The organism is Citrifermentans bremense (assembly GCF_014218275.1).
GTDB lineage: Bacteria > Desulfobacterota > Desulfuromonadia > Geobacterales > Geobacteraceae > Geomonas > Geomonas pelophila.
The window spans coordinates 4,001,774-4,013,510 of the sequence record NZ_AP023213.1; the positions used below are offsets into that span (position 1 = coordinate 4,001,774).

General features: G+C 57.0%; 15 protein-coding genes. 4 read left to right on the top strand and 11 right to left on the bottom strand.

Annotation, left to right across the window (positions count from 1 at the left end; translation table 11 throughout):
• Positions 1-9 precede the first annotated feature (9 nt).
• Positions 10-900 (top strand): M23 family metallopeptidase, encoded by an 891-nt coding sequence (locus GEOBRER4_RS17735; RefSeq protein ID WP_185243373.1) that lies wholly within the window; start codon positions 10-12, stop codon positions 898-900.
• A 9-nt stretch (positions 901-909) separates the two neighbouring features.
• Here the strand turns inward: GEOBRER4_RS17735 and GEOBRER4_RS17740 are convergent, their stop codons facing one another.
• The 8 genes from GEOBRER4_RS17740 to GEOBRER4_RS17775 are packed head-to-tail and all read right to left on the bottom strand — an operon-like array spanning position 910 to position 5,806.
• Positions 910-1,908 carry a hypothetical protein gene (locus tag GEOBRER4_RS17740; RefSeq protein ID WP_185243374.1) on the bottom strand — a complete coding sequence of 333 codons (999 nt, stop codon included), beginning with the start codon at positions 1,906-1,908 and terminating at the stop codon, positions 910-912.
• The gene (locus GEOBRER4_RS17745; protein ID WP_185243375.1) at positions 1,905-2,591 is read right to left on the bottom strand and encodes an ABC transporter ATP-binding protein; all 687 of its coding nucleotides are present in this window, start codon (positions 2,589-2,591) and stop codon (positions 1,905-1,907) included. Before GEOBRER4_RS17745 ends, GEOBRER4_RS17740 begins: the two co-directional genes overlap by 4 nt.
• 7 nt (positions 2,592-2,598) lie before the next feature.
• Complete coding sequence (locus GEOBRER4_RS17750; protein ID WP_185243376.1) at positions 2,599-3,723, bottom strand: ABC transporter permease; 1,125 nt, start codon at positions 3,721-3,723, stop codon at positions 2,599-2,601.
• Positions 3,716-4,024: a hypothetical protein gene (locus GEOBRER4_RS17755; protein WP_185243377.1), complete on the bottom strand. Its 309-nt coding sequence runs from the start codon at positions 4,022-4,024 to the stop codon at positions 3,716-3,718. The genes GEOBRER4_RS17750 and GEOBRER4_RS17755 overlap by 8 nt, the downstream gene beginning before the upstream one ends.
• Positions 4,021-4,509, bottom strand: a complete 489-nt coding sequence (locus GEOBRER4_RS17760) for a nitrous oxide reductase accessory protein NosL (protein ID WP_185243378.1) — start codon at positions 4,507-4,509, stop codon at positions 4,021-4,023. Before GEOBRER4_RS17760 ends, GEOBRER4_RS17755 begins: the two co-directional genes overlap by 4 nt.
• The gene (locus tag GEOBRER4_RS17765) at positions 4,506-5,021 is read right to left on the bottom strand and encodes a nitrous oxide reductase accessory protein NosL (protein ID WP_185243379.1); all 516 of its coding nucleotides are present in this window, start codon (positions 5,019-5,021) and stop codon (positions 4,506-4,508) included. Before GEOBRER4_RS17765 ends, GEOBRER4_RS17760 begins: the two co-directional genes overlap by 4 nt.
• Positions 5,018-5,527 carry a TlpA family protein disulfide reductase gene (locus GEOBRER4_RS17770; protein WP_185243380.1) on the bottom strand — a complete coding sequence of 170 codons (510 nt, stop codon included), beginning with the start codon at positions 5,525-5,527 and terminating at the stop codon, positions 5,018-5,020. Before GEOBRER4_RS17770 ends, GEOBRER4_RS17765 begins: the two co-directional genes overlap by 4 nt.
• 27 nt (positions 5,528-5,554) lie before the next feature.
• Complete coding sequence (locus tag GEOBRER4_RS17775; RefSeq protein WP_185243381.1) at positions 5,555-5,806, bottom strand: GSU3529 family protein; 252 nt, start codon at positions 5,804-5,806, stop codon at positions 5,555-5,557.
• A gap of 257 nt (positions 5,807-6,063) precedes the next feature.
• Between GEOBRER4_RS17775 and GEOBRER4_RS17780 the strand changes: the two genes are divergently transcribed.
• A complete protein-coding gene (locus GEOBRER4_RS17780; protein WP_185243382.1) occupies positions 6,064-6,711 on the top strand; it encodes a fibronectin type III domain-containing protein in 648 nt (215 codons plus the stop codon).
• 212 nt (positions 6,712-6,923) lie between these two features.
• Here GEOBRER4_RS17780 and GEOBRER4_RS17785 read toward each other — a convergent pair whose 3' ends face one another.
• A complete protein-coding gene (locus GEOBRER4_RS17785) occupies positions 6,924-7,193 on the bottom strand; it encodes a hypothetical protein (RefSeq protein WP_185243383.1) in 270 nt (89 codons plus the stop codon).
• Positions 7,194-7,318: 125 nt separating this feature from the next.
• On the opposite strand from GEOBRER4_RS17785, the gene dacB reads away from it, so the two are divergent.
• Positions 7,319-8,785: a D-alanyl-D-alanine carboxypeptidase/D-alanyl-D-alanine endopeptidase gene (gene dacB, locus GEOBRER4_RS17790; RefSeq protein WP_185243384.1), complete on the top strand. Its 1,467-nt coding sequence runs from the start codon at positions 7,319-7,321 to the stop codon at positions 8,783-8,785.
• Positions 8,786-8,928: 143 nt separating this feature from the next.
• A complete protein-coding gene (locus tag GEOBRER4_RS17795; protein ID WP_185243385.1) occupies positions 8,929-9,486 on the top strand; it encodes a DUF2628 domain-containing protein in 558 nt (185 codons plus the stop codon).
• Positions 9,487-9,597: 111 nt separating this feature from the next.
• Here the strand turns inward: GEOBRER4_RS17795 and GEOBRER4_RS17800 are convergent, their stop codons facing one another.
• On the bottom strand, positions 9,598-10,920 hold the full coding sequence (locus GEOBRER4_RS17800) for an OmpA family protein (RefSeq protein ID WP_185243386.1): 1,323 nt from the start codon (positions 10,918-10,920) through the stop codon (positions 9,598-9,600).
• Positions 10,921-11,285: 365 nt separating this feature from the next.
• Positions 11,286-11,606: a quaternary ammonium compound efflux SMR transporter SugE gene (gene sugE / locus GEOBRER4_RS17805; RefSeq protein ID WP_085814908.1), complete on the bottom strand. Its 321-nt coding sequence runs from the start codon at positions 11,604-11,606 to the stop codon at positions 11,286-11,288.
• Between the last annotated feature and the right edge of the window lie 131 nt (positions 11,607-11,737).

Genomic DNA, 11,737 nt, shown 5'->3' on the forward strand with positions numbered 1-11,737 from the left:
ATCAGAGCCATGAACTCTTTTCTTCAGTACCTTTTCGCGCTTTTCCCCCCAAGCCTCGTTGCTGCGGCATTGGTATGGCTGCTCAGGGGTGAGTATCGGAATCGGCTTCAGTGGGGGATATCCGCCGCAAGCTGTGGCAGCGTCGTCGCTTTTGCATTCCTGGCAGCCCCTTGGGCCTTCACAAGTTACTATCTCCGTTACGTTTCCCTTGCCCTCTTTGCCCTTGCACTTCTTTACACAAGTCGTCGGACCAGGTTTGCGGATACGGCCAGACAGTGGAGCATGTTGCGCGTTTCACTTTCCCTTCTTTCTCTTCTTCTGTTTGTGCTGCTGGATCTTTTGGCCATTGCAGCATTTCAGCAACCGGGAAAGCCCCTCAACCTCTCATTCCCTCTAGCTTCAGGTAGCTACTACGTGCTCCAGGGGGGAAGCAGCCCTATCACCAACCCCTTCCATGCTGCAGGAGGAACCACGCTTGCCTTTGACATCGTCAAGTTGAACGCGATCGGGAATCGGGCCCGCGGCATTGCTCCTCAGTCCTTGGCTGCTTATGAAATTTTCGGGGAGAGATTGCGCAGCCCCTGCGCGGGAACAGTTTCCTTCGTTCAGGACGGGGTGCAGGATCACCCCCCCGGAACTCCGGATGCGGAGCATCCCGCGGGGAACCACCTGGTTTTGAAGTGCGGCGACACGGACGTCCTGTTGGCGCATTTGAAACGCGGCACCATAGCGGTGAAGGCCGGTCAGGTGGTTTCTGCCGGGGAGGTTGTCGGCAGCGTCGGGAATTCCGGCAACACGCTAGAACCGCATCTGCATATCAGTGCCACAATGGGCAGTGCTGAAAGAGGGCTTACTTTTGAGAACCGGAGACTTTCCGTGAATAGCGTGGTAGTCAGGTAGCTTCGCCTGCTAGGTCAACAGCCTCAACGTCGAAAAGACCATCTTACAGATAACGACGAGCGCCGCCGACGCGAAAGAGGCCAGGGCGACAACTGCCAGCTTCTTCTGCATCTGCAATAGCGGCCCCTTGATGCTCGGAACTTCCCTGTACCTGTTGAGCATCCCCACACCGGTGCCGGCTACCGTCCCCGCCAGTAAAAGTGCGTACAGCACGTATCCGATGAAGTGGTACTCCCTTTGGAGCAGGCAAAACGGGCAGTGGTGCGAGGGGAGCTCGTAAATGTAGGGGGAGATGAAAGAGATGACCGAGGCGATGGCGGTCGGGAAGGCGATCCCGCTCATGCCGCCGAAAAGATAGCCACCCCTTTTCGTCACCAGGAACCATGCTCCGGATGCAAGCGTCGCGGCCATTACGCCAAAGAAGGAGAGCGCCATGGGAGCCGCAGGCGCGGAGACAATGCCGGAAGCCAGGGTCTTCGAACCCTTGCTGAAGAGACTGCCGCAGCACGAGGTGATGATGTCGGGGTTGAGCCTCCAGAAATAGACGCCCTGCGTTGTGGTTTCGGCGAGGATCAAAGGGACCATCAGCAACAGCAGCCAGTACTTCACCCGGATCAAGGGGTAGTCGCGCCCTTCGTTGTCGGCATGGTTCAGGATGAGCCAGATCCCTGCCAGCAGGAAAGTCACAACCTTCAAGAGCAACGCGGGGTATCCGAAAGCGTTCACCTTCAAGGCACCGGCCGCGCACATGGCGCCGGTGAAGAGATGACTGATGCCGTCGACGGTCCCTATGAACAAAAACAGGGAGAGGAGTTGCAACGGCAGGAATACAGCGACGATGGTAGAGATGAGATAGGTCCGCCGCTCAAGGGCGAGCTGCAGTTCGCTTCCGCTGGCGAGGTCCCAGTGGCGGATGATCGCTGTTCCTTCTTTTGCCGCGACGAGCAGCATCGCGCTCACCAGGAAAGAGCAGACCTGCAGGGCGACTATTCCCGGGGCGAGTGTCACGTATCCATACTCCCGGTCACGATCCGGCCGTCACGCATCTCCACTACCCGGTCGATGAAATCGCAGCCGTAGACGACGGGGTCGTGGCTGGCGAGGATAACCGCGGTCCCTGCCTCCTTCACCTCCTTCATAAGTGCCATGAAGTCGCAGGAAAGCTTCGTGTCAAGGTGCGCAGTAGGCTCGTCGGCTATGATGACGGCCGGGCTGTTGATCATGGCGCGCGCGATCGCCACCCTCTGTGCCTCCCCTCCGGAAAGCCACTCAACCTTGGCCTCGGCGCGCCGCTTCAGGTCCAACCGCTCCAGGATATCGAGGGCCCTTTGCCTGAGCAGGCAAAAAGGCTCCCCTTCCGGGTAGGCGGGCGCCATGACATTCTCCAGCACGGATATGCCGTTGATCAGGTTGTGGCGCTGAAAGACGAACCCGAAAGTCGATCTCCGGATTCTGGTGAGAAACCGCTCCGGCAGGCTGGTGATCTCCTCTTCCTTTACGAAGATCCGGCCGGATGTGGGGCGGGCCATACACCCGATCAAGGAGAGGAGCGTCGTCTTTCCCGAACCGCTGGGCCCAACCAGTGCCGTGGCCTGATCAAGCCCCATTTCGAGGCTTACCTCCCGGAGCGCGCACAGTTCGTTCGGTCGACCGCCGTTGAATACCTTCATCACGTTCTGAACGGAAATCATAAGGCCTTCACCTCATCACCACATCTGGGTCGATTGTTGCGGCACGCCAGGAAGGGATTATGACAGCGACGGTATAGGGGACCACCGTCAGGAAGAAGAGCGCCGCGAGCTGCCGGAGATCGACGGATGGCTGGAGCCTGAAACTGGGGTAGAGGGTCGACCATCCTTTCAGGACCGGGAGGAAAAGCGCGGAGGAAAAGAAAAAGACATGGAGGTAGGCGAGGATGCTTCCGGCGAGGAAAGCCGAGAGCGAAACGACGATCCCCTCCCAGAACTTCATTAGCAACACGTCGGACGTGTCCCACCCGACTGCCTTCAGGATGCCTATCTCTCTTCTCTCCTCGGCGGAGATCCCCGTAGCCTTGTCCCAGGCGAAGATGAAGAAGGCGAGACCCGCCCCGCTGAAGATGACCAGCAGCAGCGAAGAGCGCCAGCCATATATGGCGTCGTAGGTCCGCCGCATCTCCTCGCGCAAGATGGGACGCGCACCGGGGAAAAGACGGGTGATCTTCTCCGCTACGGTCCGCTGCTCGCGGGGATTAGGCACCCGCACAACGAGATCCGTCGCCTGGCCTGCGGGCATACCGGTGAGCTTCCGGAAGTCCTTTTCCGAAAGGACCATGAGGTCGGCGGTCAAAAGCTGCGAATCGGAGGAGAGCGTCTTTCGGATGGTGAAGGGATGCGGCAGCCCGTCGTGCCCTGAAAGGGAGATGATGTCGCCGGGATAGGCGCCGCGTGTACGGGAAACGGCGCTGCCCAGGTCGATGCTTCCTTCAGGCGACTCGCCCCCTACAGGCACCAGGAGGGTGTAGTTGGCCGCAAACGCGCTATCGTAGCGGTATCCCCAAAGCCGAGGCGCTGCCGAGGCGACGCCGCGGATGGCGCCGATTGTGTGTCGCCAATCCACCGGGACCGGATGAGGCCGTCCGGCGAGGGTGTTTTGGACCACGATATCAGGGGCGTCTTCGAGCAGCAGCGACGCCTCGTGCTGCAAGGCATGGGTGAAGAGCAAAACAGAAGCGACTGCGAACACCACCAGGGTATAGACAACCAGCAAGGCGGCATTTTTCCCCTTTCTCCGGAGAAAGGACGCCAGTGTGAAGTCGAGGATGTAGCGCTGGCGTTCAATCACGGGGGCTCCCAAACAGGTGCGGGGGGGGCTGCATCAGCGTGCCGCTGGGGAAGTGCTCAAGTGACAGGGGGGAGTCCTGGAAAGCCGACGCCGTGCCGGTGATGCCGGGGTTTCTGGTATAGCCGGTCTCGGTAAAGACACAGAGGTCGGTCAATTGCAACTGTCTCGCCAACAGCGCGTTGGCAGCAACGACCGGGGCTGCGGAGTTGGCTCGCTGCCGGGCATGTACCAGCAGGCCCGCCAGGATCAAGGCGAGAAAGGCAACTGCGTTCAGGAAAAGTGCTGATTTTCGGCAGGTCATCGCTCAAGCAGGGAGAGCACCGCAGGCGTCACGTCCTGGAACCTGAACAGGTGTTTCCCCTCATGGTCCTTCAGGAAGTCCTCTGCCTCCGACCTGTTGGCAAAGGGTATCAGTTCGCGTCCCATCGGGCCGTACACGTCGCTCCCCGCGACGTACAGCGCCTTTTTCCCGTCGATCAGGTTCAGCTCGTAGTAGTTGGTCACATAGACGGCCGAAACGTCAGAGGCATGGAGGCCCGGTGCATAGCGGGCAACGTTGAAATAGAACATGAACATGTCTTTGGCGCCGTCGAAGTGGAAGACTTGGCCATCGTGGAACTTGACCTGGGCGGCGAAGTCGGGATATTTCGCAACGAACATCCCGCAGACGGGGCACCTGTCCTTTGGCCCCACCTTGTCCGACCTGATCGTGGCCGCCAACCCCAGCGCCGCGACCAGGAACGGCGCGAGGCAGACGGACAGGTAGTTAAGGAAGCGGCGGATCATCTGGGTCCCCCGCTCGCCCCTCGCTTGGCTTTGCGCCTTTCCCTGATCGCCTTCGTGTCCTTGTACATGTCAAGGTAAGCGGCGCTCACTGACTCCTCGAAAGTGGCGAGCTTACCGCCGTTTTCCTTTACAAAGCGTTCCGCCCCTTCCTTGGTTTCGAAGGCCCATTTGGCATTGGCGGACATCACCCCCTGGCGGCTCCCTCCGATGACCCAGGACGCGGTTTCAGCGTCGATGAGGCTTTTGCTGCCGTAATCGCCCACGTAGATGTGCAACGGGGTCCTGTCTATATTTACGGCAAGATCGACGGCCGCACAGTGAAGGCTGCAGGTCGCCACGGAGGAGCCGTCGCCGTATTCGATGAGCATTCTGCTATGGCCGAACTTTGCCCTGTCCATCCCACAGTAGTTGCAGGTCGGGTACATGTCGACATCAGGGGATGCGGCCAGGGCAATCCCGGCGATTGAGGCAACGAGCATGCTGACGATGATAAATCCTCTGAATGCTTTCATCTGGCGCCTCCTCCCTGGTCGACCTGCTGGATTAGCTTCTCGAGCTTGGACGCCGGGATCTGTCCAAGCACCTTCTGCCTCAGAATACCGTTTCTGTCCAGTATGAACGCCGTCGGGAAGGAAAAGACCATGAAGTCCTTCGCCAAGGTGGAACCCCCATCGACCAGTATCGGGACCGAGAGCCCGCTGGTTGCCGCTATGGAAGCCACTTCTTTTTCCTCGTCGAGCACATTTATTGCTATGACCGCAACGCCCTTGTCCCTGTTTCTGCGAAAGACCGGCTCAAGGTCCTGTTTCAGGGTGTCGCCGCAGCAGGAATTGGTCCAGAAAAAAAGCACGACCACCTTCCCCTTGAGGGCCTCAAGGGAGACGGTGTTGCCGTTGATGTCCCTTCCGGAGACCGGTGGAGGCTCCTCGCCCACCTTCAGCATCTTCCTGTCGCACCCCCAACAAAGGATGGCGAGGCAGAAAACAATGAGGAAGAAGCGGCAGGTTGGTCGAGCCATCTGGTGGTTCTCCAGGTGAGATTTATTCTACTGCCGGCGAATCAGGCGGAGGGTTCGATCTATGGTTTCGGCGGTCACCGACGCATCGAAGCAACCGGCACCCGCATAGGCGTCGTAATCGCGAACCTGGGCAAGCAGCAACTCAACCAGTTCATGCCGGTGTCCATGCAGCTCAGGCGCATTCGCCACCTCGAGCACTCCTGCAAGAAGCCAGTCCGGAAAATCACCCTCTTCGTTTTTGCTGACTGCTGCAGCTTTGAGTTCCCCGAACAGATCCATCGCGTCTCCTGGCAACTCTATGTGCATGGGTGGGCTGTCGGGAAACTAGCATAAATCTAGCGGAAATAAAATAAATTCATTACGGTGACCGATAGACCACGGAACCTTCTCCGCAGCCATCCTGGTAGCGCAGCAAACCGCCGCGAGGCGCCCGATAAGATGATTAAATGTTTTCTCCGCTTGACGATACATTGGTTGATGTTAATTTTTCTCAGACACAGATAACACCAACGCCTGCGAACACGAGGGGAGGCATAATGAACTTTATCCTGCAAACGAGCTTCAAAGACGACACCGATGGCGACCTCATCTTAAGGGTGAGGCATATGGCCAATATACTAGACAACCTCGATGCCTACAAAACCGAGCTCCCACCGTGGATACCCGGAGGGAAGCAGTTCCGGGAGCACGCCGACAGGTTGGAGGAAGTGGTCAACTTACCCGGTTCGGGTAAAACGAAAGAAGAAGAGAGGATAGCCGTGCGGGAAGAGACCGTTAAGACTGTCAACTTCGCTGTGCAGTATATCACTATGTACTCAACTCACATAAACGACCCAAGCCTCCTGGAGAACCTCGGACTGGAAATCAAACATAAGACTTATTCCAGAAACCGGAAGCTCCCTGGAAAAGTGGAAAAATTAATTGCCAAAGACGACGCTGAGAAATCGGGTGCCATGGTGATCCAAGTGAACAATGGCATTGGCAAAAAAGGAAGCGTGGAGTTGCAGATAACGGAAGGGGATCCCACCGATGAAGCGTCGTGGAGGATCGTCGACTATTATTTCACCTGTAAATTCCATGTGGAAGGACTGGAGCCCGTGAGAAGGTACCACCTAAGGGCTAGGTTCAAGAATTCGGAAGGTAACGGGCCTTGGTCAGACGTTGCCACCGTTGTCGTCAGCTGACAGTCACCTTTAAGTGAAACCTGACGCGGTTGCATCGTCCGATGCAGCCGCGTTTTTATTCCCGCGGCAGAAACTCGGCAGCCGGTAGAGATCTTTCCCCCCAAGATGCCCCTCTTGCGACAAAGGAAGTCAAGTCCCTCCCCTCTAAAGCCAACTCCCGCAGTAAAAAGTCAAAACTAAACAGGAAGAATGCATCTTCCGCCGAAGTTTTGCTATTTGCAGCCTCGGAATTGGCAATTTTTCGCCGGGGGAATACTTTCCGGCGCTGAAAATGGCATTTCCGGCCATGTAAAGTGCATTCGCCGGGCAAAAAAGGTAAAAAGTTGAACGGGAATTGCCTTCTCTGCTTCGGGGAAGGTAAAAGTTGTCGCGGGAAATGCATTACTCGGAGCAGAATAGGCAAAAAGTTTGTCGGAGATGCCATTGCCGGCTGCGGGAATGGCATCTTGATCGCAAAAGATGCCTTGCCGTCCGGCAGACATTGCCGCCGCGTCGTAACTGCCGAAGTTCCTTGACTCGCCTGAACACTTAGCTCTATCTTTTAGGCCTTTCAAGCATGAACAAAGCTATGACCGGCTGTTTTCTTTACCTGAGGAGGCGTAAAGCCATGTCGCATCTCTGCAAGACCGTACGGGTTGTGCTTTCGTTGCTCATTATCGCCGCCGGTTCGCCTGTCGCCGCCTTTGCCGGACCAACTGCTCCCCCTGTACGAGCCGAATCCGGCGTCCCCGGCGATTCCACCGCTCACCTGAAGAAGGAGATCGACGGCATCCTGTCCCGGGATTTCCTGCCTGCGACCACTGCGGGTATCAAGGTGGTCTCGCTTACGCACGGCGACACCATCTACGAGTTCAACCCGCGACTTCTGCTGGTCCCCGCCTCCACCCAAAAGGTTTTCACCGCGGCAGCAGCCTTGTCCGTCCTGGGGCCGGAGCGCGAGGTCGCCACCACCGTTGCGCTCGATGCGGCCGCAGCGAGGATCTACCTCAAGGGTTGCGGCGACAGCCTCCTCTCCGCTGCGGACCTGACTGCTTTGGCCTCGGCTGCTGCCCAGAAGATGGAAAAGGGAAAGGAATACGCCCTGGCCGCCGATCTCTCCTGCTTTGACGACCTCTACCGGGGCATGGGATGGATGTGGGACGACGACGAGATGATGATCTCCCCCCTGTCGGTGAACCACAATGCTGTATCGGTGCTGGTGCAGCCCGGCCCGAAGGCGGGTGCACCGGCCGTTGTCAGCGCCGAGCCTCGCACCCCCTATTACACCCTGGAAAACCTTGCCAGGACCGGCGGCTCCGGCGACCCGAACAGCATCCAGGCATCCAGGCGCCCCGGCGAGCGGGAGAACGTGGTCACGGTGACCGGAGCGATAGCGACGGGGAGCTCGCCGGTGGTAAGACAGGCCAGCGTCTGGCGGCCGGAGCTCATGGCGCTCGCCCTGTTCCGGGATGCGCTTCGTGCGCAGGGGATCAAGGTGACCACCATGACCACGGCACCAGCTCCTGCGGGAGCAACCGAGGTGGCGCGCACCTCCCGCCGCCTTGAGGAACTGGTCCGGTTCGCGCTGAAGACCAGCGACAACGTGACAGCCGAGAGCCTTTTGAAACTGCTTGGCCTGCACGCCACCGGAAAGCCGGGATCGGCAGAGGCGGGGAGCGTTGTGGTGCGCGGATACCTGGAGAAGCAGGGGATAGCCAAGGGCAACGTGGTGGTCGCAGACGGCTCCGGTCTCTCGCGCTACAACCTTTCCAGTGCGGAAACCATGATCCAGACGCTGCGAGCCATTTACCGCGATCCGCTGCTGTACCGGGTCTTTCAGGAATCACTTCCGGTAGCCGGAAAAGATGGGACTTTGAAGAACCGCATGAAGGGAAGTTGCGCCGAAGGGAAGTTGCGGGGGAAAACGGGAAACATGAAAGGGCTCTCCTCCCTGGCCGGGTACGCCACCAGCGCCGACGGCGAGCCGCTCGCCTTTTCCATCATGATCCAGAACTATGCCGTCTTCGGCGGGCAGGCCCGCGAGTTCCAGGACCGGATCGCCAAGCTCCTCTGCGGCTTCCGGCGCACTAAATAAAATTGAAGCGGCCGCAGTGAATCGTAGTCGATGGGAGACCACGCCGGGGCGGTCGGAGCACCCTTTTGGGTGTAGGTCCATCCCGCCGAGAATATTCGAGCAGGCGTTCAAAAATATAGATGACGTTCAGGGGAGGACCGAACATGATATGTCCATATTGCAAGGAAACTATTCAGGATGAAGCCATCAAATGCCGCTACTGCGGTTCAATGCTAAATACCCCACCATTTGGATTCTCAATCGATGCTGTCGGTGACGAGGAAGTAAGGACATTCGTCGGCAAGAACTGCGACTATTACAATACCGAGTTCAAAAAGTTCACTGTGGCTGGATCCGAGGCGTTCACTCCCACATGGAACTGGTCGGCATTCGCGTTCACTTTTGTCTGGATGCTTTACCGGAAAATGTACTGGCAGTCGGCGATCACCTTCCTGATCTTCTGCGTTCCGGGCGTCAACATTCTGCTTCACATCGCCGTTGGAGTCGTCAGCAACTACCTGTACTACCGGCATGTGATGGGGAAGATCTCGGATCTGAAACGGAATTCGACGCCACAGGACTTGTTTCCAGCACTCCATCAGATTGGGGGCGTCCACAGTTGGGCAATTACACTGGGTATCATAGCGGCGGTCATTTTAGTGCTGACGTTCTCGTTCATGTTCGCAATGGTATCAACGCTTATGCTGGGTGGGGTGCATTAAGTACACCGCACTCAAGGTTAGAGGCCATGAAACATTAGAATCACAGCAAAACACCCTCTTGGAAAAATTCCAAGAGGGTGTTTTGCCTGTTAGCAGCCGTAGCGGTGATTGCTAGTTCTTGTTGCAGGTGAAGTTGGATTCAATACGGCGATTCTGTGCTTTCCCTGCTTTGGTCTTGTTGCTGGCAATGGGTTTTGTAGGACCATATCCAACAGCTTTTATCCTTTCAGGTGCGATCCCCAATTCTTTGACAAGATAATTACGTACCGTGTCCGCACGCTGCTGGGATAGCTTCATGTTGAGGGCTTTAGAACCTACGTTGTCGGTATGCCCCTCAATGACGCCAGTGGCATTGGGGAACTCGTTCAAGAAGTCAGCTAAAGATTTCAATTCGGCGCGATACTGGGGCTTAAGGTCGGCCTTGTTGGTATCGAACTGGATGTTTATGACGGCAGGGCTGCACAGCTTCTGAGCAGGAGTAGGAGCAGAAGCAGGGGGCAGAACCACTACCGGAGCAGGAGCAACTACCGGAGCGGGTGCAACTACCGCAACTTTGGCTGCGCTCTTAGCGGTGCCACCAGCGCCATTGCAAATAAGGGTGTATGCAGTGTTGTCAGCAGGAGTAACCCTCAAGGTACCCTGAGGCTGAACTGAGCCAACTTCTGGCTGTATTTCACAATTTGTGGCGTTGCTCGAACTCCACGTCAAGATAGCGGCTTCGCCTTTTGTAATAGAACTCGGCGTAACCGTCATTTCGGTAGAGGGAGCGGAGGGAGCCGGGGGCGGCACAGGAGCGACTACAGGAGCTGGCTTCTGCACGGGAACGGGTTCGGCAACCGGTTTTGGTGCAGGTTTCGGAGCCGCTACCGGCGCAGGAGCTGTCTTGCCGCCAAACTGGAAGGTCAGACCAGCGGTGTATTCCCAGTTGTACTTGGGACTGTCTGGGCTTTCCAACACAAACAGCTGGCGAGCATCAGCCCGCAAGGCGACAGAGTCGGTCACGAAGTACTTAAGTCCACCACCGGCATTGATGGTTGCATCTGTGGTACGGTCGCTTACTTTGAGCCCTTCATGACCGTGCCCATAGGTAATCCCGCCACCGCCCACCGCAAGGTACGGTACAAGCGGTCCTTCCGGCAGGAAGTTGTAGAGGATGTCCAAGCGATAGGACAAGGCGTTGACACTCCTGTCATTGCGTGTTCCTTCGGTGGCCAGATAATCAGCGACGGCTTCCACCCCCCAGTTCTTCGTCAGGTCGTAACCCAAGCGTAACCCAAAGACAGGGGCGGTTTCCAGGTGTTGCTCTCCATCAAAGGTGTAACCACCAACGAACGGAGAAACAGAGAACGCCCCCTCTCTTTCTCCGGCAACTGCTGAAGTTGCCATGGTGAGTACAGCAGCACACATAAGCATCGATGAAACAATCTTTTTCATACGTCCTCCTTTAAACTTGATTTGAATGCCGGAGTATTGAAAGCTAAATACTACACGGCATTCCGAAACAATAGAAAACGTATCACACACGTGGATGGTATTCAATGATTTTAAAAGTGAATTAATGCAATACCAGAAAACAACTCAACAACGGGCTAGCACCTCCAAAGGACAATTTCCTGTTTGACATCATCGTCAGACTTCATACAGTGTTGATTTTTTTATGTTCTCACGACGCCGGCTTACTGAGCTAAGCTCGCACAGGCGCGGGACTAAGCTTGAAGCCGAAGGATACGTTTTGTGCTGGAGGGAGTGGGCGAAGGGGCCGGTCATGTGACCGGCCCCTTCTGATATGGCGGAGAGGTTCAGGCTGGGGTGGCAAGCTTCAGGCCGATGATGCCTGCGACGATAAGGCCTAGACTGACCAGCCTCAAAGGATTTGCGGGTTCGCCCAGCAGGAGAATCCCGAGCGCTGCTGTTCCAACTGCGCCTACGCCAACCCAGACCGCGTAGGCGGTGCCTACCGGGAGGTGCTTCATCGCGATGCCGAGGAGTCCAAGGCTGATCAACATGGAAAGCACGGTGCCCACCGTCGGCCAGGGACGGGTGAAGCCCTCGGTGTATTTCAGCCCCACCGCCCATCCGATCTCGAACAAACCCGCGACAACAAGAACGATCCAATTCATAGAAAGCCTCACTTTTGTTGGGGCCGTCCCCAGTTGCAAGAAAGTAGTGAGGTCGTCCTCACTTCCCAGGAACCTAATTTCACTCTGTCAGCTGGTTGTTTTTACCATAAGTGCATACTGGCTGGCTAGGA

Coding starts and splice junctions, on each gene's coding strand:
- GEOBRER4_RS17735 (WP_185243373.1), top strand. CDS start 10: ATGAACTCTTTTCTTCAGTACCTTTTCGCGCTTTTCCCCCCAAGCCTC.
- GEOBRER4_RS17745 (WP_185243375.1), bottom strand. CDS start 2,591: ATGATTTCCGTTCAGAACGTGATGAAGGTATTCAACGGCGGTCGACCG.
- GEOBRER4_RS17755 (WP_185243377.1), bottom strand. CDS start 4,024: ATGACCTGCCGAAAATCAGCACTTTTCCTGAACGCAGTTGCCTTTCTC.
- GEOBRER4_RS17760 (WP_185243378.1), bottom strand. CDS start 4,509: ATGATCCGCCGCTTCCTTAACTACCTGTCCGTCTGCCTCGCGCCGTTC.
- GEOBRER4_RS17765 (WP_185243379.1), bottom strand. CDS start 5,021: ATGAAAGCATTCAGAGGATTTATCATCGTCAGCATGCTCGTTGCCTCA.
- GEOBRER4_RS17770 (WP_185243380.1), bottom strand. CDS start 5,527: ATGGCTCGACCAACCTGCCGCTTCTTCCTCATTGTTTTCTGCCTCGCC.
- GEOBRER4_RS17775 (WP_185243381.1), bottom strand. CDS start 5,806: ATGGATCTGTTCGGGGAACTCAAAGCTGCAGCAGTCAGCAAAAACGAA.
- GEOBRER4_RS17780 (WP_185243382.1), top strand. CDS start 6,064: ATGAACTTTATCCTGCAAACGAGCTTCAAAGACGACACCGATGGCGAC.
- GEOBRER4_RS17785 (WP_185243383.1), bottom strand. CDS start 7,193: ATGTCTGCCGGACGGCAAGGCATCTTTTGCGATCAAGATGCCATTCCC.
- dacB (WP_185243384.1), top strand. CDS start 7,319: ATGTCGCATCTCTGCAAGACCGTACGGGTTGTGCTTTCGTTGCTCATT.
- GEOBRER4_RS17795 (WP_185243385.1), top strand. CDS start 8,929: ATGATATGTCCATATTGCAAGGAAACTATTCAGGATGAAGCCATCAAA.
- GEOBRER4_RS17800 (WP_185243386.1), bottom strand. CDS start 10,920: ATGAAAAAGATTGTTTCATCGATGCTTATGTGTGCTGCTGTACTCACC.
- sugE (WP_085814908.1), bottom strand. CDS start 11,606: ATGAATTGGATCGTTCTTGTTGTCGCGGGTTTGTTCGAGATCGGATGG.